The sequence below is a fragment of the Candidatus Paceibacterota bacterium genome, from assembly GCA_035452965.1.
In the GTDB taxonomy this organism is placed as follows: domain Bacteria; phylum Verrucomicrobiota; class Verrucomicrobiia; order Limisphaerales; family UBA8199; genus UBA8199.
The window spans coordinates 213,903-237,494 of the sequence record DAOTCE010000003.1; the positions used below are offsets into that span (position 1 = coordinate 213,903).

10 protein-coding genes are annotated in these 23,592 nt (G+C 63.5%); 3 read left to right on the top strand and 7 right to left on the bottom strand.

Annotation, left to right across the window (positions count from 1 at the left end; genetic code table 11):
* Window positions 1–100 precede the first annotated feature (100 nt).
* From cobA to dusB, 7 genes are all read right to left on the bottom strand, one after another.
* A complete protein-coding gene (cobA, locus tag P5205_04730; GenBank protein ID HSA09657.1) occupies window positions 101–1,618 on the bottom strand; it encodes a uroporphyrinogen-III C-methyltransferase in 1,518 nt (505 codons plus the stop codon).
* A 141-nt stretch (window positions 1,619–1,759) separates the two neighbouring features.
* Entirely contained in the window at window positions 1,760–2,785 is a 1,026-nt protein-coding gene (locus P5205_04735; GenBank protein ID HSA09658.1) for a hydroxymethylbilane synthase, read from the bottom strand.
* 60 nt (window positions 2,786–2,845) lie between these two features.
* The gene (hemA, locus tag P5205_04740) at window positions 2,846–3,922 is read right to left on the bottom strand and encodes a glutamyl-tRNA reductase (GenBank protein HSA09659.1); all 1,077 of its coding nucleotides are present in this window, start codon (window positions 3,920–3,922) and stop codon (window positions 2,846–2,848) included.
* Between the two features lie 4 nt (window positions 3,923–3,926).
* A complete protein-coding gene (gene ccsA, locus P5205_04745; protein HSA09660.1) occupies window positions 3,927–4,754 on the bottom strand; it encodes a cytochrome c biogenesis protein CcsA in 828 nt (275 codons plus the stop codon).
* 67 nt (window positions 4,755–4,821) lie between these two features.
* Window positions 4,822–6,234, bottom strand: coding sequence for a S8 family serine peptidase (locus P5205_04750; protein ID HSA09661.1), 1,413 nt, complete (start codon window positions 6,232–6,234; stop codon window positions 4,822–4,824).
* Window positions 6,235–6,302: 68 nt separating this feature from the next.
* Complete coding sequence (locus P5205_04755) at window positions 6,303–8,897, bottom strand: TIGR03790 family protein (protein HSA09662.1); 2,595 nt, start codon at window positions 8,895–8,897, stop codon at window positions 6,303–6,305.
* A 131-nt stretch (window positions 8,898–9,028) separates the two neighbouring features.
* Entirely contained in the window at window positions 9,029–10,132 is a 1,104-nt protein-coding gene (gene dusB / locus P5205_04760; protein ID HSA09663.1) for a tRNA dihydrouridine synthase DusB, read from the bottom strand.
* Between the two features lie 525 nt (window positions 10,133–10,657).
* Here dusB and P5205_04765 point away from each other — a divergent pair.
* From P5205_04765 to P5205_04775, 3 genes are all read left to right on the top strand, one after another.
* Window positions 10,658–15,496, top strand: a complete 4,839-nt coding sequence (locus P5205_04765; protein ID HSA09664.1) for an immunoglobulin domain-containing protein — start codon at window positions 10,658–10,660, stop codon at window positions 15,494–15,496.
* Between the two features lie 99 nt (window positions 15,497–15,595).
* Window positions 15,596–19,597: an immunoglobulin domain-containing protein gene (locus P5205_04770; protein ID HSA09665.1), complete on the top strand. Its 4,002-nt coding sequence runs from the start codon at window positions 15,596–15,598 to the stop codon at window positions 19,595–19,597.
* 62 nt (window positions 19,598–19,659) lie between these two features.
* Window positions 19,660–23,382: an immunoglobulin domain-containing protein gene (locus tag P5205_04775; GenBank protein HSA09666.1), complete on the top strand. Its 3,723-nt coding sequence runs from the start codon at window positions 19,660–19,662 to the stop codon at window positions 23,380–23,382.
* Window positions 23,383–23,592: the final 210 nt, after the last annotated feature.

Here is a 23,592-nt window from a genome sequence, read left to right on the forward strand (position 1 = left end):
AGGAATGGGCGGACGAAGCCAACGGCGGGACGCCGTCGGCAGCACGCGGGACGCGTGCGCTCCCCATTCCCAACTACCTCGTTCCGGCTGAACGCGCCACTTATTTCTGGGCGGCGAGCAATGTCGTGATCAGCCCGTCGAGTGTGTGGTGTTTGGCTTCGAGGGTTGGGGTGAGGCCCAGTTCGGCGAGGGCTTTGGAGGTCTCGGGGCCAATGGCGGCGGTCTTGAGCTGCGGGAACTTGCGCAGGAGCGCCGGCAGGTCGAAGCGCGCATGGAAGTTCCGCACCGTGGAGCCGCTGGTGAACAGGACCCAATCGGCGCCGATCGCCAGGAGGCTGGCCGCGGCCCCGGTCGTGTCTTCGGTGTCCGGCACCGTCTGGTAGCAGGCGATGTCGTCCACGATGGCGCCGAGTTGCTCGAGGGCTTCGGGCAGTTCCCGGTTGGCGACCTCGGCGCGCAGGAGACAGATTTTCAGGTTCTCGATGCTCTCGAATTTGGCAAAGGCTTTGGCGATCTCGGAACCCAGCGCCTCGTCGGGCATCAGGTCCACCTGGAGATGCAGATCCTTGAGCTTGCCGGCCGTGGCCGGGCCGACGGCGGCGATGCGGGCGCCGCCGAGGTCGCGCATGTCGTGGAACTGCTTGAAGAAGTACTCGAAGAACTTGGTGACGCCGTTGGGGCTGGTAAACACGAGCCAATCGTAGGCGTTGAGCTCCAGCAACGCGTCCACCAGGTTCTGCCGGCGGGTGGGCGGGTCGAGTTTGATGGTGGGGACTTCCATCACCTCGGCGCCAAGTTCCTGCAATCGGCGCGAAAGCTGGCCGGCCTGCTCACGGGCGCGACTGACCACGATGCGCTGGCCGAAGAGCGGCCGGCGCTCAAACCAATTCAGCTTGTCCCGCAGCTTCACCACGTCGCCGATAACGAGCATCGCGGGGGGGCCAATCTTCTCCCGGGCGGCCAGGCTGGCGATGGTCGCCAGGGTGCCTTCAACCGATTGCTCGAGGTCCGTCGAGCCGCGGCCGACGACCGCTACCGGGGTATCCGGCGCCAGACCGTGGCCAACCAGCGATTCGGCGATGGGGCCGACAGGGTTCTTGCCCAGCATGATCACTTTGGTCCCCGGAGTTTTCGCCACTTGCGCCCAATCAATGCCGCTTTGCGCCGAGTCTTCGTGGCCTGCCACCAGTGTAAGCTGGGAGGCAAACTGGCGGTGGGTGAGCGGAACGCCCGCGTAGTTGGGCCCCGCGACGAGGGATGAGACGCCCGGCACGACCTCGAACGGAATATGCGCGTCGGCGAGTTGCTCGGCCTCCTCGCCGCCGCCGCCAAAGAAAAACGGGTCGCCGCCAATGAGCCGGACAACGGTCTTGCCCGCGCGCGCCCGGCTGATGAGCAACTGGACCAGTTCGTTCGAGGCGGGCATGGCCAGGGTGGCGCGCCGGCTTCCGTTGATGATCTCGGCCGATTGGGGCGCCAGGGTGAGGACGTCGGAATTGATCGGCCCATCGCAGGCCACCACGTCCGCGCGCGCCAGCAGTTCGGCTGCGCGCAGCGTGAGCAATCCGGCGTTGCCAGGTCCTGCGCCGACTAAATAGACCGTGCCTTTGGGCTTCATCTTGGAGGTAGTGTATGCGGAAAGCGGGCTTGCCGCAATTGGCCAGCGCGGCACCCGCAGGGCGAGGGCCGCGCGGATTGGAAAGCGGCAATCCTCCGCCGCTGTGGCTGGCGAGCGCCTGCGCGGGTGTGGGACGCCGAGCTAGGCTCTCAACTCCGCGGCGACTTGCTGCCCGAGTTCGACGGCTTCCTTAAGGGGCCGCCTGGCCTCGGCGCGGCGAACCGGCCCGGCGGCGAAGGAAAGCGCGCGCAGGCGCAGCCGGCTGTCCACGACCTCGGCATACGCGGCCACGGGGCTTTGGCAGCCACCGCCCATCGCGGCGAGAAACGCTCGCTCCGCGAGGACGCATTGCCGGGTGTTGAAATGGTTAAGCCGCTCGCAGATCGCGGCGATACGCTCGTCGTGCTCGCGAATCTCGATGCCTACGGCGCCCTGGCCGACGCACGGCAGCATCATCTCGACGTCGAGCACTGCGGCCAGCAATCCGTCCGGCACGGCATCGCCCTCGAGCCGGCCTTCGGGCGTAACGCGGAAATTGAGGCGGGTCAGCCCCGCCAACGCCAGTACCGTGGCATCCAACTCCGCCCGCTCAGCTGCTTTTTGCAGTCGAGTCACCACGTTGCCGCGGATGTCCGGCACTTTGAGCCCGGGATTGAGCGCCAGCAACTGCGCCTTCCGCCGGGTGCTGCTGGTCGCGACGACCGCCCCCGCGGGGAGGTCTCGGACAGTGAGGCCGGGCTTGAACCCGCGGCGTTCAGACTGGCCGGGCGACCACTCCGCGGCCTGTTTGTCCGCCTCGGCGGCGCGGAGGTAGGCTGCGTCGCGGTAGATCAGCACGTCGCGCACGTCGGCGCGCTTGCCGACGGCGCCGAGACAGAGGCCGGCGGGCAAATCGGTCGGCAGGTCCTTCAGGCTATGCGCCGCCAGATCGGCCCGGTGCTTGAGGAGGGCGACTTCGAGTTCTTTGGTAAAGAGGCCCTTGGGCAGGCCCTTGCCCGACTGCGCCAATGAAGCCGCCTGGAGTTTGTCCCCGGTGGTCTTGATGATCTTAAGTTCAAACGTCAGCCTCGGGAAGGCAGCGCGGCACTGGGCGAGGACCATGTTGGCCTGGGCAAGGGCCAGGGCGCTGCCGCGGGTGGCGAGGGTGATCGGTTTGTCAACAGGCATTGGGGGGGCGGGGGAGTTAGACAGGTTAAAGGGGTTAAACAGGTTAAATGGGTTGAATGGTCACATAAGTTTTAGGGGAGATTGATCGGGATTGAGTGCGAGGCGGGTGGTGGAACTGGGCGGCGGAGAATGCGGGTGGACGAGCAGCGCCTCCGCCTTTTCCCGGATGATCTGTTCGCAGCGGGCGACCTCCGCCTGGCGCTGCTTGAGGTAACCGTCGGCGATGGCTTGCAAGTTATCTATGTTGTAGAGATAGACATTCTCCACGAAGTTAACCTCCGGCTCGATGTCGCGGGGCACGGCGAGGTCAATCAGCAGCAGGGGACGGTTGCGGCGGAGCTTCATCAGCGGCTCCAGCCGGGCGCGGTCGAGGATGAAATGCGGCGCGGAGGTGCAGCTGAGGACGATGTCCACGCGCGCAAACTCGGCGGCCCAGTTGTCGAACGGCACAGCCTCGCCGCCCAGTTCATGGGCCAGCGCGACGGCTTTGTCGTGCGAGCGGTTGGACACGAGGATGCTGCGCGCGCCGCGCGAGAGCAGTGCCCGCGCGGTCTTCTCGCTGGTGTCGCCCGCGCCGACGACCAGCACCTCGCGGTCGCCGAGCCGGCTGAAAATCTTCTCGGCCAATTCGACGGCGACGGAACCGACGGAGACGCTGCCGCGCTGGATATTGGTTTCGGTGCGGACGTGTTTGGCGACATGGAAGGCGCGTTGGAAGGCCTTGTTGAGCCGGGCGCCGGTATGGCCATTCTGGAGCGCCAGGTCGTAAGCCTTCTTTAGCTGGCCAAGGATTTCCGTTTCGCCCAGCACCATCGAGTCGAGGCCGCAGGCGACTTTGAAGAGGTGGTGGAGGCTCTGCGGCTCGCTGAAGGAGTAGAACTCGTCGGTGAGGGGATCGCGGTAATTACGGCAGTTAACCAGGAACTCCCGCAAGGCGGTGAAAGCGCGGGGCGGCTCCAGGCGGGTGACGGCGTAGAGCTCGACACGGTTGCAGGTGGACAGGATGACCGCTTCGTCGGCGACACCGGATTCGCGAAGCGACAGAAGAGCGCCGGGCATGCGCTCGTCCGGAAACGCAAATTGCTCCCGCACGGTGACCGGTGCGGTGTGATGGCTCAGGCCGACGAGGACAAGCATGCCTTTAGGGGTGGTGTAGCGGGCTCAACACGTTGGTGCCCCAAAAGGTCAGGAGCACAAAGAGAAAGCTGCCAACGACGCTCAGAGCGAACCGGCGGCCTCCCTGCGCGAACTTCCACCGCATCACAATCAGCCCCAGGTAGAGCAGCCAGACTCCGACGGACCACACGATCTTTGGGTCGCCACGGTACGCGCTCGCGTTGTCGAGCCGGGCCAGGTCCACCACGCCGCCGGCCAGCCCGAGGGTCAGGAGCACGAAGCCGGCCACCAGCAGTCGCCCGACAACCACCTCGAGGCGCTGAATAGGTGGCATGAGGGAGAAAATGGCGTGCAGCTTGTGAAACTTGAGATCACGTTCCTGCGTCAGAAACATCAGGGCCGCCACCGCGCTGAGGCCCAGCGCGCCATAGGAGAGCGAGAGCAAAGCGGCATGCAGGCTGGTCCAGGCTGGAGAAAGTTCGGGCCGGGCGCCCGCTGGAGCGTCAAGGCCGGGCATCAGAGCAAAGACGCCGAGGGCAAAAAGCCCCGGTGACGCAAATGCGCCAAGGAAGCGCAGCCGCGTCCAGAGACCGAGCGCCAGGTAGAGGGCCACGATGGACCACATAACAAAGATAGTGGCCTCGTAGAGGTTATGGACCGGGCAGCGGTCCAGGCGAAAGCCGCGCTGCAGCATGGCGGCGGTGTGAAGGCCAAAAGCGAGCAGCAGGAGCAGGTAATTGATGCGGTCATCCCGGCGGAAACCGTTGCGCCAAAGGAACACCGAGTAGATCATGCTGAGGCCGTAAACGACTACAGCCAGCAGGAAGAGGTGTCGGTCAGCAAACCAATCCACAGTGGGAAGTTAATCCGCCACAAGGCGCGCGCAAGCGGCAAATCCGGCGCCAGCAGCCGCCGGCGGATCACTGGCCCGGACCCATTTGGACGCCGAAACTGCCCTGCATGAAGCTCTGCATCTGGGCGACGCTATTCTGGGTGGCATCCAGGTAGCCGGCGGCAATGCCGCTGGCGAAAGCCGAGGCGGCGGAGGTGCCTACGACGAAGTAGTTGGCGCCTTCGTGGCAGACAATGCTGGTGCCGGGCGTGCCCAACGAGACGAAGCTGCCGCGATTGGCGTAACTGGCAACCCGGCCTTGATCAATGGCCGTCACGGCGGTGACCTCGGGATAGGCCGCCGGGTAGAACGGGGTGGTCACTGGTTCATTGCCGGCGGCGGCAAAGACGGGGATGTTCTGCTTCCGCACATCCTGGACGACGCTGCGCAGAATCGGGCTGTCGCCCTGGCTGCCAAGGCTCAGGTTGATAATGCGCGCACCGCCGTTGACGGCTTGCACGATACCGTTGGCGACATCAAAGGAGCTGGTCGTCGGGTTGGGCCCATAGACGTCCACTGGGAGGATTTGCACGGCGGTCTTGCCCTTGGTCATTGCCTGCACGCTGCGCAAAACTGTCTCGGCCATCGCGGTGCCGTGCGTGGGAGCGCTCGGGGCCGGCTGCGCGGCGCCGGCCACGGAAATGGGCTTAAGGAGGAACTGGTTCAGATCACCACAGAGCGGTTGCATGGCCGTATCCACCACGCCGACAATGATGCGGCCGTCGGCCGGCGGCGGTTTGAGCTGCAGGTTCAGCGGCGGCGAACCCAGGGGACCCGCGGATCGCGGTGCCGCCGGCCGATCAAGCGAGAAGTTGCTTTCCACCGAAGTGACATCGGGGTTGGCAGTGAGCTGGGCGAGCGCCGCTTCCGCGGCGGCGGCGTCCTCGAACTGGAGACGATACGCGTTGAGGCTGTCAATGCGACCGATGACCTTGGCGCCCAGCAGCCGGGCGATCTCGTCTATGTTCGCGCCTGGCTTGAGGCGGACGATGAGTTCGTTGGGGATGATCTTTCCCCCGTGGGCGGAAAGTTCGGGGCCGCCGGCGCGGATGGACTGGGTGGCGTTCTGCATCGTGGTGCGGAAGACGAACAGCCGGGAGGCGGAGTTGGTCTGGGGAACCAGCGCGAAGTTCAGGTCGCGCAGGAGCAACCGCAGGGCTTCGCCGGGAGGCAAGCGGTCGAACTTGGCGGAAACGGTGCAGGTGGTATCGGGTTCGAGGAAGATCTGCCAGCCGGTTGCGGAGCCAATTTGTTTCAGGAGCGGGAGGAGGCTGCCGGATTTGATGTCGGCGGTGACGCGATTACGGTTCGTGTCCCAATTGAAGGTGTCGGCCGCGCGAGCGGGGGCCGATAGCAACATCGGCAGGGCAAGGGTGATAATGAATAGCAGCGCAAGGCTCTGCGCTCCAAGCGCAAAACGGCGGTGGAGGTAGCTTGTCATGCTTGCCTAATCAGACTTGTTCAAGGATTCAGCCATTCAAACTTCCGCAGTGAGCGCGTAATATACACTCAGTGCGAAGTGCGCACACGATAAAAGCGGCGCGACGCGGCCGGGCTGGTGTCCGTCCAACGCGCGGCCGAGTTGGTTGGCGTCAGGGTGGCACCGAGCTGGAAGGCATTCGTGACGTTGGTCGCGGTCAGGATGTCGTAGCTCCGCCCGGCGGCGGCGGACCAGGAGAGCCTCGCCGGCGGCGCCGAGACCGTTACCCGAAATGGCGAGTCCGCGCCGACCAGCCGGATCCATTTGGTTTCCGTGCGATACTGCTTCCCGTTGCTTGCCGTGACCAGCGCGTAGAAGGGGTGGAGGCCCAGGCCCAAATCGGAGCCGGCGACAGAAAACAACGCATTCGACTGGTTGAGGACGCTGCCGCGCGAGCCGCCGGTGCTGAACAGCTCAATCTTGCTGATGTTGTTCGTGTTGGCGATGACCAAGAACTGAAGCGTGGCTTCGAGCGCGGAGTTAGTGTCGCCGAGCAGCGTGGTGAAAGCGGCGGAGAGCGGGCTGTTCTGAATGCGCACGGTTTGGGCGACTCGTTTTTGTGTGCGGACATGGCTGCCTTCGTAGGCGACCGCCGTCAATTCATGATAGCCGTCGGCCTGGGTGGTGGTGTTGAAGGCGAAGGTCAGCGGCAGGTTGGTCAGTCCGGCGTTGACGTAGAGATGGTTGCGGGGCTGCAAGTCGGCGAGGTTCTGCTCGAGCTTCTGCGTGCCTGCCGGCTGGATGGTAAAGGCCGGCGAACCGGAGAGGCTGGCCTGGAACTGCGCGGCGTCCCAGCCGGCGGACCGGGCGCGCAAATTGAACCGTGGGTTTAGCTGGCCGGTAAAAGGATCGTAAGCCATGAAATCCTCCGCCACAACGCCGTCGCTGCCTTGCAGGGCCGCATTGGTGTTGACCATGTTTACCAGCCCCTGGGTGAGCGCCGGCAGGGTGTTGCCGCCGACATTGTTGGTGATGCCCAGCGTGACGACCGCGCCGTTGGTCTTGGTGAGAGTGATGCGCAGGTAGGCGCCGATGGCCGGCGCGCTGCCGATGTTGGTGAAGCCGCGCATCCCGTAGGCGATCGTATCCAGGAAGACACCGGCGCTGGGAACAACAAACGACGTCAGGGCGGAGGCGGTCCCGGCCGAGTTGCTGACCGTCAGGGTGGTCTGCCAACCCGGTTTGGAACGGTTGAGCGACCGCAGTTCGACGCGATCGCCATACGCGAAGGCTTTGACTTTCGTGGCGTTGCTATAGGAAGTGTGGTTCAAGCGCAGGGCGAGGTTGGAGGCGACGGATTGGATAGTGGCGGCAGCGGGCACCGTGTAGTTGGTTGGGTAACCGTTGAGCGTAAGATGCAGCACATTATTGGTTCGTGGCGGTATGTTGGTAAGGGTTTGGGCGAAGGTGCCGTCCACGAACAGGTCCACCTGCTGCACCGGATGGCGCGCATCAGCGGCGGTGAATTGAACGGAGAGATTGGTTGTGCCCTTAAGGAGGGAATCGGCGGGCAGGCTGTTCCAGGCGCCGGCAGGAAACGAGGCGAATGGGGCAGCGAGGGGGTCGCCGAGGAGCAGGCCCTGGTAGGGGTTGGTGAGGCTTTGGTAGTAGCACTCAGCCATGGTGAACCCGCGCGCTTGGTAGAAATGGTTCTGCGGCGAAGGGAATTTAGCCAGGTAGGCGCAAGGCTCGATGACAGTACCATGGCAGCCTGCCGCACCGGCGTTCAGGAACGCAATGATGCTGAGCTGGCCGCTGTACTCAAAAATGCAGCCGCCCCAGGAGGTCAGATTGTCGGCCAGGGCGCCGGGCACAAACGAGCTCGTGCCGATCAGGCCGCGATCGCCCGTTCCACTTTCGAGGCCGAGGATGACTCCCAAGGCAGAGCCCGGGTTGGCGTTGGTGCGCTGGATGGAGTAATTGGCGCGCAAACGCGCATTGAAGATAGCGTTGTCAAACTGGGCGTAGCGGATATTGCGATCCAGATCGGTGGTCTTGGCGAGATAAACCGTCTGCGTGGCAAAGGTGCCGTCGCAGGCCACTGCGCGGTCAATCACCAGCTTGGCCTGGGCCAGGTTGCTCGCGGTCAACATCACCGCCAGGAAGTTGGTCCTGCTGCTGCCCGGAGCGACGGAGCGGAACAGACCTTCGCTGCCGGCATAGGCATTGGAACTGGCCGGCGGCAGGGAACAGGAGCCGGGATTGACGAGCGGTGGGTAATCCGTCTTGAATCCGTAGAACAGCGCGGACGTCGTGCTATTGGTGCCGCTCGCCATCGCGCTTCCCCCGTTGTCCACGCGATACGGGAAATCCATGGACAAGAGCACGTAGTCAATCTGGTTGGTCAACTGCCGCGCGGCGAGCATCGAGCGCAGGGGATTGAGAATGACGGACTCGAAGTCGGATTTCATCCACACAATCTTGCCGCCCGACCAACTGGCGCGCAGGAGGTTCTGCGGTGGAACCTGTCGTTTCTCGCAGTAGTAGTTGCCCAACTGAACGGAGTTGGTGCTGTTCTGATTCACCACGACGACAACGTTGAGGCCGCTGCCGCCGGCCCATACCCGGACGTCCAAAGCGCAGACCAGCAGTATGCCAGCCACGCGGCGCCAGTGAGCATTCATACTCTCTCAGGTTTGCACAACTCTGCAGGACAGTAAACTGACAACTCCCGGCGCCAGACCGATCAGGCCTGCTGGGTTGGCTGCTGCGGAAACCTCGAAGCTTCTCCGGCAATGCCTCAGGGGCAAGCTCCTCACCAGACCTCGACCGGGCCTTTGGGGAGGGGAATAGGTCCACGCGAGGCTGTGCCGGGCGCTTGCATGAAGGAAGCGGTCAGAGGCGCCGGGCGGAAGCGGGGTTTGAGTTCGCCGTTTTCATCCTCGAACTGCCCGCGCCAGCGGCGGTAGCGCTCAAGCACCGCGAGGAACTCGGCGCGGCTGGAAACGCGCACGACGTGATGGTTGAATTCTTTGGCTGGGCCGAAACGTCGGGCATGCCAAGGCGCGATCTTGCGGAACATCCGGCAGCCGTGTGTTTCGCCAAAGACTTCAATCATCCGGTCGAGGTGGCGGCACATGACGCGCACACGTTCGTCGAAGGCGGGTTCGGGCAGCAACTCGCCGGTTTTCAGGTAATGCACGGTGTGGTGGAAGAGCCAGGGATTATAGAACGCGCCGCGACCGATGCTCACGCCGGCGCACCCGGTCTGGTCGATCATCGCTTTGGCCGCCTGGGGAGTGGTCACATCGCCGTTGCCAACCACGGGCACCCGCTGCAACCCCCACACGACGGCGCGGATGCCGGCGAGGTTCACCGTCCCTGAGAACCCCTGGGCGCGGGTGCGTCCATGAACGAAGATCGCCGCCACGCCGGCGTCTTCAAGGGCCCGGGCCAGATCAGGGGCGGTGATGTTCTCCTCGTCCCACCCGAGTCGCATCTTGGCGGTGACGGGAATCTTCACGGCATCCACCATCCCCTTCACCAGCCCGGCAGTCTTGCCCAACTCGGTCATCATGGCCGAGCCGCCGCCGACGCGGCAAACCTTGCGCACGGGGCAGCCCATGTTGACGTCCACCGCCGCGATGCCCAGCGACTCAAGCAGCACCGCGGCATCACGCATCTCCTCCGGCACCGACCCGAACAATTGCACGGCGAGGGGCCGGTCGGCAGGGCAGGTTTCGATGAGCTTGAGGGCTTTTGGCTTCCTCTCCAGCAAGGAACGGGCGTTGACGAGATCGGTCGTCGCCAGGCCCAGTCCGCCCAACTCGCGGACCGTGAGGCGAAAGGGCAGGTTGGTGAAACCCGCCAAAGGCGACAAAAACAGATTGGACGCCAATGTCAGCGGCCCGAGACGCATTACCCGGGAATATAGCGTGGCGGGCGGGCCAAGGCGATTTCAATCCAAATGCAGTGTCCCGGCGCAAGCCCCCTCAGACCTCTACTGGATACCTGGAGATTTGGGGTCGCCGGCAACGAAACCGCGGCGCACAAGGGAGTCTCACCGTATCCACACCGTATCCTCACCGTGCCCACACCGTAGATACAGCCTTGACATCTGCGGGCGTTTTCGGCGTAACCCACTGTATTCATAGCGCTTAGGCTGAAAGTGCGGCAATCGCGCGCGCCAGCGAAGCCTTGTTTTCGCCTTCTGGCGCAAGGCGCGGACCCTGCCGACGGCCCCGCCAGCCCCGATTTGTCGGTATTTCCCCCTACATCATTTTGTAGGGAGAAACCCTACAAAAAGCAGCAATAGGCTTGACCTCCCCGTATGTTTCTTGGACATTATGATGGTAAGATGTGCCTAACACGTAGTGCCATTCGAACCGCAATCCGCGTTGCGACTGTCCTCCTCGCATGCCAACTGATTCATTCCGCCCGTGCCGTGATCCGGGATGGCGGCATTGACCCGTCGAACCTGGGCAAGGGGGACTGGATTTACATCCTGCCCAATGCCGTCAACCACATGGGCGGCAACGTGCCCAGCGTGACGGACCTCAAAAGCATGATGATCTTCCTGAAGAATCAGGGCCTGCGCTACATCATCATCAAAGCGGCCAGCGGCCCCACGCTCTATCCCTCGGACGCCAACCCGCAGTTCACGGCGGAGGTGGTCAACGCGGGGCATGCCGCGGGATTGTGGGTGTTCGGGTATAACCGCTCGGATGGGATTGACATCCCCGGCGAAATCGCCGTGGCGGACTACGTGTTCAATGTCGGCGCGGACGGCTTTGTCTTCGATGCCGAGATTGAGTGGGAGAGCCATTATCTGCCCAACAACGCGGTGAAGGCGGAGCAACTTTGCTCGGCGGTGCGCAGCAATTGGCCGACCAAATTCCTGGCGCACGCGCCGTTTCCCATCATCAGCTACCACAGCACGTTCCCATTCAAGGAGTTCGGTTATTACTGTGACGCGGTGATGCCGCAGGATTACTGGATCGAAATCGGGGTGTCGCCGACCTACATGGTGAGTTGGATGACGACCCAGTGGAAGAATTGGCAGAACGGCCTGAGCGGCAAATGGGTGAACTCGATCAAGCCGATTGTGGGTTTGGGCCAGGGATGGCATGGGAGCGGCACGGTGGACGCCGAGCAAGTAACGGAGTTCTTTACCGCGCTCAAGAATCAGGTGAATCCCGCCACCACCGGCGGCTACAAGGGAGCCAACTTCTGGCGCGCCGAACTGCATCCGATGGAAGTGTGGGACGCCATCCGCACCAACAGCATCGGCAATCCCCCCATTGGCGCGCCCGTCATTGGCAACGTGTCCGACAGCAATGTCACCACCAATTCGGCCACGATCACCTGGACCACCGACCAGAGTTCCGACAGCGTGGTGGAGTATGGCCCGGATACCGGTTACGGCACCTCGGTCACCAACAGCACCCCGATTTACTACCACACCGTTGTCCTGAACGGGCTGAGCCCCAGCACCCTTTACCACTACCGGGTCAGATCGAAGAACAGCAGCGGCAACACCTCCGTTTCCGCCGATTACGTGCTCACGACCGTGGATATCGCGGTGAACGATGTCATTGTGGAGAGCTACCTGCCAGGCGGAGGCCTGAATTCCAATCCACCATACACGGACGCGGGGTTTGTGGCATATTCAAGCTGCAAGAGTTCGGCTTCGGGTCTAATCGGGGCCGCCAAGGTGCAGTATGCCACGGGTGGTGGTGGAACTCCTTCAGTCACACTTCGGCCGACACTGCCGGTGGCTGGCGGCAGTTATGACGTCTATGTCACACATTGCGGGGCCAGTGTATCCCCCGATATCGTTGCGGCGGTGGGCCAGAGCGGCTGCAGTGGCTTGCCCGCCACGACAACGGTATTTCAATCTGGGGGCGCAAACACGTGGGAACTGGTTGGCCGGATGACGCTCAACCCCGGCGTGACGGTGCCAACCATCACCTTCACCAGGTCAAGCGGCACCCTCAGCGGCAGCTCCCGCATGTATAGCGACGGTTACAAATTTGAGTATGTCCTGGCTCCGCCCTCCATCGCCACCCAACCGCAGAGCCAGACCAATAATCAAGGCAACGCGGCGACGTTCTCCGTGGTCGCCTCGGGAGCGCGGCCGCTGATCTATCAATGGCGTTTCAACGGGGCGAACATCGCCGGGGCGACCTGGAGCAGTTACACCCGGAACAACATCCAACCGGCCGACGCCGGAAGTTACTCGGTGTTCATCACCAATCGCGTCGGCTCAGTGACCAGCAGCAACGCCGTGCTGACCGTTATTGTGCCGCCCACCATTGTGGTCCAACCGGCTGACATCGGCGTGGGGGCGGGGATGAACGCCACGTTCAATGTTACGGCGGTTGGCACGGGCACGCTGCAATATCAATGGCGGTTCAATGGCACCAATCTCGCAGGGGCGACCACCACCAGCTATACCGTGAACAACGTGCAGCCCGCCAACGCCGGGCCGTATGAGGTGATCGTTTCCAGCCCCTACGGCACCAACACCAGCTACTCCGCGTTCCTGAACCTGCTCGACCCGTGCATCTCAACTCAGCCGGCGAATAAGGGAGTGCCCGCCGGGGGCACAGCGGTCTTCACGGCCAGCGCCATAGGCACCCTGCCGATGACCTGGCGGTGGCGGAAGAACGGCGTGGACCTGGCTGACGGCGACAATATCAGCGGCGCCGGAACCAGCAGTTTGACGGTCGCCAACGTGCAGTGGTCGGACATGGCCTATTACTCGGTGATGGTGAGCAATGTGAACGGCACAGCGGTGAGTTCCAACGCCACGCTGGTCGGGCCGTTCCCGCCCAGCGTTGTCGTGCAGCCAGCCGACCAGACCGCCAACGCCGGCTCGACCGCCACGTTTACGGTGGGGGCGTTCGGCGCGGGAACACTGGCTTTCCAGTGGAAACGGGACGGAACCAACCTGGCTAACGGCACCAAGTTCAGCGGGGCGGACACCGCAGCCCTGGCGGTGACCAAACTGCAGGCCTGGGACATGCAAAGCTATTCGGTCGTGGTGACCAACAACTATGGCAGCACCACCAGCTCCAATGCCCTGCTGTCACTGTGGCCGTTGGCAGGGTGGGGGCAGAACACTTACACCCAGGCCGATATACCCGCGGGGCTGACCAGCGTGTCGGACCTGGCGGCTGGCCTGCAGCACAGCCTGGTGTTGAAAGCCGACGGGACGGTGGTCGCCTGGGGTGCTGGTCAGACCAGCACCGGGCTGAATCCGAACTATGGCCAGGCAATCGTGCCCGGCAGCTTGACCGAGGCGGTGAGTCTGGCGGCCGGCTTCTATCATAGCCTGGCGTTGAAGTCGGACGGGACGTTAGCGGCCTGGGGCGCCGGGACCACCTACACCGGTGCGGACCCGCACTACGGGCAGGCGATTGTCCCCCCCGCCGCTGCCGGCGTCATGGCCATTGCCGCCGGGGCTTACCACAGCCTGGCGTTGAAGTCGAACGGCACAGTAGTGGCTTGGGGCGCGGGTACCAACAAGACCGGCATGAATCGGCACTACGGCCAATCCGCCGTGCCCGCAGGGCTGAGTAACGTGGTGGCCATCGCCGCCGGAGCCTACCACAGCCTGGCGCTGAAGTCGGACGGGACGGTAGTGGCCTGGGGCGCGGGAACCACTTGGACGGGCGGCACGCCGGACTTCGGCCAATCCGAAGTGCCGATTGGACTGAGCAACGTGACGGCGATTGCGGGCGGCGGCTATCACAGCCTGGCGTTGAAAGCAGACGGAATGGTGGTTGGCTGGGGCGCCGGCACCAACGACACCGGCGGCAGCCCGGATTTCGGCCAGGCTCAATTGCCCGGTGGCATCACCGACGTGGCTGCCATTGCTGCCGGGTTGTACCACAGCCTGGTGGTCAAGGCCGATGGGAAGGTCGTAGCCTGGGGATTGAACAACAACGGTCAGGCCAATGCGCCCGGTCTAATGGCCAACGTGGTGGCAGTTGCGGGCGGCGGCTATCACAGCCTCGCAATGGCGGGTGAGGGCGTCGCGCCGGCCATCACCGCTCAGCCGCAGAACCAGAATGTCAACCAGGGCAGCAACGCCACTTTCAGCGTGGTCGCCACCGGCACTCCGGCGCCGGGTTATCAATGGCGCAAGGACGGCGCCCCCATCGGTGGCGCGACCGGCTCCAGCTATACCGTGGCCAATGCCCAACCCGCCGACGCGGGCAGCTACTCCGTATTGGTGTCCAACAGCGCCGGGGAAGTGACCAGTGCTGACGCGGTGCTCACGGTCAACGTGGCGCCGACTATCACCACACAGCCGCAGAACCAGAACGTCAATCAGAGCGGCGACGCCTTCTTCAGCGTGGTCGCCACCGGCACACCCGCGCCGAGCTATCAATGGCGCAAGGACGGCGCCGCCATCGGTGGCGCGACCGGCTCCAGCTATACCGTGGCCAATGCCCAACCCGCCGACGCGGGCAGCTACTCCGTATTGGTGTCCAACAGCGCCGGGGAAGTGACCAGTGCTGACGCGGTGCTCACGGTCAACGTGGCGCCGACTATCACCACACAGCCGCAGAACCAGAACGTCAATCAGAGCGGCGACGCCTTCTTCAGCGTGGTCGCCACCGGCACACCCGCGCCGAGCTATCAATGGCGCAAGGACGGCGCCGCCATCGGTGGCGCGACCGGCTCCAGCTATACCGTGGCCAATGCCCAACCCGCCGACGAGGGCAGCTACTCAGTCGTGGTGTCTAACATCGCGGGAACGCTGCCAAGTGCTGACGCCGTGCTCACGGTCAATGTGGCGCCGACCATTACCGCTCATCCGCAAGATCTGAGCGTCACAGCCGGCAGCAACGCCACCTTCACCGTCACCGCCACCGGCGCCGCGCCGCTGGGCTACCAATGGCGATTCGGCGCCGAAATTATTGCCGGCGCGACCGGCAGCGCCTACACGTTGAACAACGCGCAGGACACCAACGCTGGCAGTTACTCGGTCGTGGTATCCAACGTTGCCGGCACCGTCGCCAGCAGCAACGCGGTGCTGACCGTGACCCAGCTGTCCAACCAGCCTCACATTGATTCGATCACCCGCCTGCCGGACGGCACCTTCCAACTCCAGATCAGCGGCGGGCCGGGTAATTTCGCCATTGAATGCTCCCCGCTCCCCTCCGGCCTGACCCAGTTCAGCAGCCTTACCGCCACGGGGGCCGTATTCCAATACATTGATCCTGAAACCACCCACACCAGTCGCTTCTACCGCGTCAAGCTGCTGCCGTAGCGTATGTGGATTGAACGCAGCCACTCTCGAATGTGCTGACCCAGCGCAGGCGGCACAACTGTAGCCAGTAACTAACACAAAAGCCGGAAAACTGAAGTTATGAGACACAAGCAGAACCATGTTCGTATTACGTTAATCACCCGCTTGCTCCTCAGCAGTGTGGCCGTACTTGCCGCCATCACCCTGGGCGGCTCCGCCAACGCGGCTGAGTATCGCGCATTCTGGGTGGACGCCTGGGGCTCCGGCTTCCTGAGCCAAAGCCAGGTGGACAACCTGCTGGGCGTGGTGGGGGATCCCAACAGCAAAGGGACTATTCGCAACGCCAACTGCAACATGGTGATCGTGCAGGCGCGCCGCCGGTTCGACGTCTGCTATCCGTCCGGCGTGGGGGAACCGTATATGTCAGGCCTCTCGCCGGCGGGCTTTAACGCCCTGGCCGCTATGATCAAAGCCGCGCACGACACCACCGGCGGCAAGAAACGCGTCGAAGTCCACTGCTGGTCGGTGGCCTTCAAGACCGGCAATGGCACGGTTTACTCGCAGCATTGCGGCACCCCGACGGGCAGCCTGACCACCTTCGACAATTACTGGCCGACGCGAGTCAGCTCCACCACGGGTGCCGAAAACGGCGACGGCGCCTTTGACCCCGGTCACCCCAAGTGCCTCGAGTATCTGGTCAACGCGCACATGGACCTGGTGAATTTCCAGACGACCGCCGGGCCGGATGGGACTGATGGGAGCATAGATGGGATTCACTATGACTACATTCGGTTCGAAGCAGACACCGAGGGCTTCAACCCCACCAGCGTGGCGCGGTACAACGCGCGCTACGGATTGACCGGCGACCCCGCGTCCAGCAGCGAGCAATTCAAGCAATGGCGCCGCGACCAGGTCTCCGCCTTCATGCGGCAGATGTATGCGCGCATTCAGAAGACCAAACCGTCGGTCAAGCAGTCCTGCGCCGGCGTCACCTGGAATCCCTCGCCCGCCACCTCCAGCCGCGCGAGCTTTCAAGCCACGCGGGCTTACTACCAGGTTTACTCGGACTGGGATAGCTGGCAGCAGGAAGGCATTGTGGACATGAACGTCCCGATGACCTACTACAACTGGGCCAGCCTGCCCACCGATTACACGAAGTGGATGAACTTCGAGAAGGACCGCAAGTTCAACCGTCACATGATTGTCGGGCCCGGCATCTACCTGAATTCCCTGGCCAACGCCACTTATGAACTGCAGATGACCCGCAATGCGTCCCCCGCCGGCAACTACGCCGATGGATTCTGCGGCTATTGCTACAAGACGCCTTACAGCGGCGGTTCCTGGTCTGGCTTCAGCCCTTCCCTGGTGTCGTCCGTGACCCCGACCTGGGACGACATCCCCGACATGCCCTGGAAGTCGGCGCCGACCAAGGGCCACATGATGGGCACGGTCACGATCGCCGGGACCGGCGCCTGGGCCGACTTCGCCACGGTCACTGTCGCTGGGCCGGCCACCCGCAGCATGATGGTGGATGGAACAGGCTTCTATGCCTTCATTGATCTGCCGCCGGGCACGTACACCGTCACTGCCTTTAAGCCTGGTTATCCGAATGTGGTTGCCAGCGTCACCGTGGCCCTCGGCGCGGTGACGGGTAACATGTACGAGCAGAACTTTGTGCTCGGTGGGACTCTGCCGCCTTCCATCACCGCCCAACCGCAGGATCAGAGCGTCAGCCAGGGCGCCAATGCGACCTTCACCGTCACCGCCACCGGCACGGCGCCGCTTGCCTACCAGTGGCGCTTGAATGCGGCGCCCATCGCCGGGGCCACCGCCAGCACCTACACCCGGAGCAATGTCCAACCCGCCGATGAGGGTTCCTATTCGGTGGTCATCACCAACGGCACCGGCAGCGTTACCAGCTCGGATGCCGTGCTGACCGTCATCACAAACGTGATCCCGCCGGGCATCGCCGCCCAGCCGCAAAGCCAGGCCGTCATTGCCGGGCAAAGCGCGACCTTCACCGTGACTGCCACTGGCACCGCCCCGCTCGGCTATCAATGGCGGTTTAATTCGGCGCCGATCGCCGGCGCCACCGGCAGCGCTTACACCCGCGCCAGCGTCCAGGCCGCGCATGCCGGCTCTTACTCCGTGGTGATCACCAACAGCGCCGGGTCCACCAACAGCGCCAATGCCGTGCTCACCGTCAACTGCCTGCTCACGGCCACCGCCGGCAACGGCGGCACGGTCAGCAAGAGCCCCGATCAGGCCAGCTACACGGCCAATGCGGTCGTCACCCTGACCGCCACCACCAACACCGGTTACACCTTCATCGGCTGGTCCGGCGACGCCACCGGCACCGTCAACCCGCTCTCGGTCACCATGACCACCAACAAGACTATCACCGCGAATTTCGGCAGCACCGCGCCCGAGATCGTAATTGATAACACAGACCCGGGCTGGTCCAACACGTCCCCCGGCGGCGCGACCTGGAGCACTGGGTCGAGTACCGCGGTGCCCAAGATTGGGGCGAACTACCTCTACACCGCGGGCACCGGCGGTTCCTCGATCACCCGCAGTTGCCGCTGGACGCCAGATCTCGGGGTCGCCGGTTACTACGATGTCTATGTCTATTACCAGATTGGTCCCAACCGGACGGCCGGTGCGACCTACCGGGTCACCTACAACGGTGGCACCGTCAGCAGTTTGCAGAATCAGGATTCAACCGAGGTCAACCAGGGCGGTTGGTTCCTGGTCGGCGCCAACTTGCCGTTTGCCACCGGGACGGGCGGGTATGTCGAGTTGGGGAACGATGCCGTGGATACCGACCTGGTCAGCGCCGACGCGGCCAAGTTCGTTTACATCGGCCCCGTAGATACCCCGCCTTCGATTACCGCCCAGCCGCAAGGCCAGACGGTCGTTGCCGGTGCCTCGCCCACCTTCAGTGTGACCGCCGCCGGCACCATCCCGCTGAGCTATCAGTGGCGACTCAACGGCGCGCCCATTGCCGGCGCGACCGGCAGTTCCTACACGCGCAGCAACGCTCAGCCGACTGATGCGGGCAGCTACTCGGTCGTCGTCACCAACGCCGCTGGCACCGTGACCAGCGACGACGCCCTCCTCATCGTCAACGTCCCACCGGCCATCACGACCCAACCTCAGAATCTGACGGTTAACCAGGGTGCCGGCGCCGTCTTCACGGTCGTCGCCTCCGGCACCGCGCCGCTCAGCTACCAGTGGCGGTTCAACGACGCGCCCATCGCCGGTGCGACCGACAGCGCCTACACCCGCGCCGACGCGCAGCCCGCCGATGCCGGCAGCTACTCGGTCGTCGTCACCAACATCGCCGGGACAGTGACCAGCGCCGACGCCACCCTCGCCGTCAACGTTCCGCCCGCCATCACCGCGCACCCGCAAGACGTGACCGTCAACCAGGGCGGCAATGCCACCTTCACCGTCGCCGCCACCGGCACCGCGCCGTTGGCCTACCAGTGGTATCTGGGGGGCATGCCCATCGCGGAGGCAACCGGCAGCGCCTACACGGTCACCGACGCCCAGCCGGCGGACGCGGGCAGCTACACGGTCGAAGTGCTCAATGTGGCGGGCCAGGTCACCAGTTCCAGTGCAACCCTCACAGTTAACGTGCCGCCGGCGATTACCGGGCAGCCGCAAAGTCTGAGCGTCACGGCCGGAAGCAACGTCACCTTCACGGTTACGGCCACCGGCACTGCGCCGCTGCACTACCAGTGGCGTTTCAATGGCGCCGATCTGGCGTACGGGACCAGCAGTTCTTACCTCTGCAACAAGGCGCAGACCGCCGACGCGGGCAGCTATTCGGTGGTGGTGTCGAACATGGCGGGGGCGGTGACGAGCGCCGATGCGGTATTGAGCGTGACGCAGCCGGCAGCGCCGCAGATAGTGGGGATCAGCCTGACGTCCGAGGGCCAGATACAATTGCAGGTAAGCGGGGTGCCGGGCCATTACGTCGTGGAAGCGACGACTAACCTGACGGTGGTGGACTGGGTGGAGCTGACCAATATGACCACCACGGAAGCCACGTTCCAGTGCCTGGATACGGAGCCCAACCTCGCGCAGCGGTTCTACCGGGTGCACCTGATACCATAGAAATCCAGACTGGGGCCAATTCCCGCCCTGGAGAACAACAAATCGGACAACGCACTGACGTTATGTCAAACGAACCAACGTGCTGCGGGTCGGAATTTCCAATCCAGCATTCCTCGCCCCACTCCACGCGCCCGCGCCGCATTAAGGGAATGTGGTGCGGCGCATGGCTGCTGGTCTGTCTTCTGGCAAGCCCTGCGTGGGGTGTCATCCGCGATGGCGGGATTGACCCGGCAAACCTCGGGAAGGGCGAGTGGATTGTGACCATGACCGACGCCACCAACCGGCTCGGAGGTCACGTCAACAGCGTCACCAACGAGAACAGCCTGATGCTCTTCTACAAGAGCATCGGCGTCCGCTACATCATCATCAAAGCCGCCACCAGCAACTACCTGTTTACCGGCTGCTACAACTTCCCTCAATTCAACAGCAATGTCGTCAACATTGCCCACAGTCATGGGATCAAGGTCTTCGGGTATAACCGCTCCTACGGCGGGGACATTCCCGGAGAAATTGAAATTTCCGACTACGTGTTCAGAGAGGGCGCGGACGGGTTTGTCTGGGATGCCGAGGCTGAATGGGAAAGCAACAAGCCCTGGATCGGCGCCAACGGTCCCGCGTTGGCCTGGGCGCTATGCGGCGCCGTCCGCACGAACTGGCCGAACAAGTTCCTCGCGCATGCGCCTTTCCCGATCATCTCCTATCATTCGTCCTTTCCCTACAAGGAGTTCGGTTATTGGTGCGACGCGATCATGCCGCAGATCTACTTCTTTAATTGGACCGGGGTAAAGCGCTCCCCGAGCGGAGGCATTGATTGGACGGATGCCAACTGGACCAGCTGGCAGAATTCGCTGGTGGGCACTTATTCCGTGGTGAACGGCCAGACCATCTACTGGACCAATTCGATCAAGCCGCTGGCTCCGGTGAACAATGTCTATGGGGAGATCATTCCCGGGGGCTCGAGTTGCTTCGGCAACAGCGTTTCGACTATGCCGGACAAGAACGTGATGGAGTTCATTGATTACCTTTCCTGCGATCCCAATGGCGTCACCGCTGGCGGCTACCAGGGCGCCAATTTCTACCGGACCGACCTCCACGGGGTGGGCCAGTTTGCCAACATCGGCGCTGGCATCAGCGGCAGCTTCCCCGGCATTGTCAATAACATCGTCATTGACAGCCCCCGGGTAACCGCCAGCGGTTCCTGGACCTCGGTACGAACGTTTTCCAACGGCGCTTTTTATGGCAACGGCAGCGGCACCGATACCAATTCCTTTGGCACGAATTACCTGACCCGAAGCCAGGGCAGCGGCAGCGCTTACGTGCAGTTCACGCCCGCCATTATTGTGCCCGGCGATTACAGAGTGTTCCAATGGCACCCGTATCGTGCTGACGCCTCCGCCAGCGTCCCCCACACCATCAGCTACAACGGCGGTTCCACCACCGTCTATGCCAACCAGCAGACCAACGACGGCAACTGGAGCCTGCTGGGCACGTTCAATTTCGCCGCTGGCGACTCCGGTTACATCCGCGTCACGGACGGCATCGCCGAGTCGGGCGCGGTGGCGATTGCCGACGGGGTGAAGCTGGTCTTCGTGCCGCCCACGTCAGTGCCGGCTGCCCCAAGCGGCTTGACGGCCAGCGCCGTCAGTAGCAGCCAGATTGACCTGGCCTGGTCGGACAATGCGACCAACGAAAGCGCGTATGTTGTCGCCCGCAGCACGACGGCGGGCGGGCCTTACGCGAACATTTCGGTCCTGCCGCTCAACGCGACCAGCTATAGCGACACCGGTCTGGTTCCCGCCACGACCTATTATTATGTCGTGTGGGCCACGAATTACCTGGGCGCTTCAGCCAACTCGGCTGAGGCCAACGCCACCACCACAAGCGCAGGGACGCCGCCGAGCATCACCACGCAGCCGCAAGGCCAGACGGTCATCCTCGGCGGAACGGCCTCATTTAGCGTTGTAGCTACAGGCGGCATCCCGCTGGCTTACCAGTGGCGGCTGAACGGCGCGGACATCAGCGGCGCAACCGCCAGCAGTTACAGCCGGGCCAATGTTCAGGCCACCGACGCCGGCGACTACTCGGTGCTGGTGACTAACCCCTACGGGAGTTTGCTCAGCTCCAACGCCATGCTCGTGGTGGACACAGACGTTACCTTGCCTGTCATCACCGCGCAGCCGCAGAGCCAGACGGTTATTGCCGGTCAAAGCGTAACCTTTACCGTGACCGCCACCAACAAAGCCGCCCTGAGTTATCAGTGGCGGTATAACGCTGCGCCGATCGCCGGGGCAACGGGCAGTTCCTACACCCGCAGCAACGTCCAGACTACGGACGCGGGTTCTTACTCCGTGGTGATCACCAACATCATTGGCTCTGTCACCAGCGCCGACGCGGTGTTGACGGTGCACTTCTCGCTTACCGCCACCGCGACTGGAGGCGGCACAGTCAGCAAGAGCCCCGATCAGGCCAGCTACGCGCCCAACACCGTCGTGACACTCACCGCCGGCGCCAACACTGGCTACGCCTTCACCGGCTGGTCCGGCGACGCCAGCGGCACCAACAACCCGCTTCAAGTTACGATGGCGGCTAACAAGGCGATCACCGCAAGCTTCGTCAGCTCCGAGACGGACATCATCCTCGATAACACCAATGCCGCCGTGAGCTTCGACGGTCTATGGCAAATCGGCACCGCGACCAGCGGCAAGTATGGCGACGATTATCGGTTTGCGGTTACGGCTGCGGGCGGCCTCTCCAACGCAGTCTTCCGTCCCTACATCCACGTCCCCGGACGCTATGATGTTTACATTTGGTATACCACTGGCGTTAACCGCGCGACTAACGCGCCTTGGTCCATTGTGTATGAGGGCGGAAGCCTTAACGTCTCCGTTGACCAGCAGGTGAATGGATCGGCTTGGGTGTTAATTGGGAGCGAGCTGCCGTTCGTGCAAGGCACCAACGGCTACGTGCGCTTGTCCAACGACACCGGCTACGCTGGCAAAGTGGTCATGGCTGACGCGGTGCGCTTCACATTCGTCGGCCCACCCCATGTCGCCCCGACAATCACGACCCATCCGGAGAGTCAAAATGTGAACCAGGGTGGCAACGCGGTGTTTGGCGTGGTCGCCAGCGGCACGCCGGCTCCGGCTTATCAGTGGCGCAAGAACGGCACGCCCATCGGCGGTGCCACCGACGCCGGTTACACCGTGGCCAACGCGCAACCGGCGGACGCGGGCAGCTACACGGTCGAAGTGCTCAACGTGGCGGGCCAGGTCACCAGTTCCAGTGCAACCCTCACAGTCAACGTGCCCCCGGCGATCACCGCGCAGCCGCAGAGCCTCAGCGTCACGGCTGGCAGCAACGCCACCTTCACCGTCACGGCTACGGGCACGGCGCCGCTGCACTACCAGTGGCGTTTCAATGGCACGGATCTGGCCGAGGCGACCGGCAGTTCCTACCTCTGCGCCAAAGCGCAGGCCACCGACGCGGGCAGCTATGCGGTGGTGGTGTCGAACATGGCCGGGGTGGTGACGAGCGCCGATGCGGTGTTGAGCGTGACGCAGCCGGCAGCGCCGCAGATAGTGGGGATCCGCCTGACGTCCGAGGGCCAGATACAGTTGCAGGTTAGCGGGGTGCCGGGCCATTACGTCGTGGAAGCGACGACTAATCTGACGGTGGTGGACTGGGTGGAGTTGACCAACATGACCACCACGGAGGCCACGTTCCAGTGCCTGGATACGGAGCCCAACCTCGCGCAGCGGTTCTACCGGGTGCACCTGATACCATAGACGAAGTTGCACGGCCGCGCCGGCAAACGAAAATCGGCTGCCACGCTGCCGCCTCCTGAATGTCGCAGACCGCCGTCCTGCCGGGTGACAGACATTCCTGGAGCGTTGGCTCGACTGACCAATTCTCTTGAGTCCCGGCTGCAAAGCAGATAGAGTAGATTCGCGAATGAGCCGTCTAGTCGTCCTTAGTTTTGGTTATCCTCCGCACGA

Coding starts and splice junctions, on each gene's coding strand:
- cobA (HSA09657.1), bottom strand. CDS start 1,618: ATGAAGCCCAAAGGCACGGTCTATTTAGTCGGCGCAGGACCTGGCAAC.
- P5205_04735 (HSA09658.1), bottom strand. CDS start 2,785: ATGCCTGTTGACAAACCGATCACCCTCGCCACCCGCGGCAGCGCCCTG.
- hemA (HSA09659.1), bottom strand. CDS start 3,922: ATGCTTGTCCTCGTCGGCCTGAGCCATCACACCGCACCGGTCACCGTG.
- P5205_04750 (HSA09661.1), bottom strand. CDS start 6,234: ATGACAAGCTACCTCCACCGCCGTTTTGCGCTTGGAGCGCAGAGCCTT.
- P5205_04755 (HSA09662.1), bottom strand. CDS start 8,897: ATGAATGCTCACTGGCGCCGCGTGGCTGGCATACTGCTGGTCTGCGCT.
- dusB (HSA09663.1), bottom strand. CDS start 10,132: ATGCGTCTCGGGCCGCTGACATTGGCGTCCAATCTGTTTTTGTCGCCT.
- P5205_04770 (HSA09665.1), top strand. CDS start 15,596: ATGAGACACAAGCAGAACCATGTTCGTATTACGTTAATCACCCGCTTG.
- P5205_04775 (HSA09666.1), top strand. CDS start 19,660: ATGTCAAACGAACCAACGTGCTGCGGGTCGGAATTTCCAATCCAGCAT.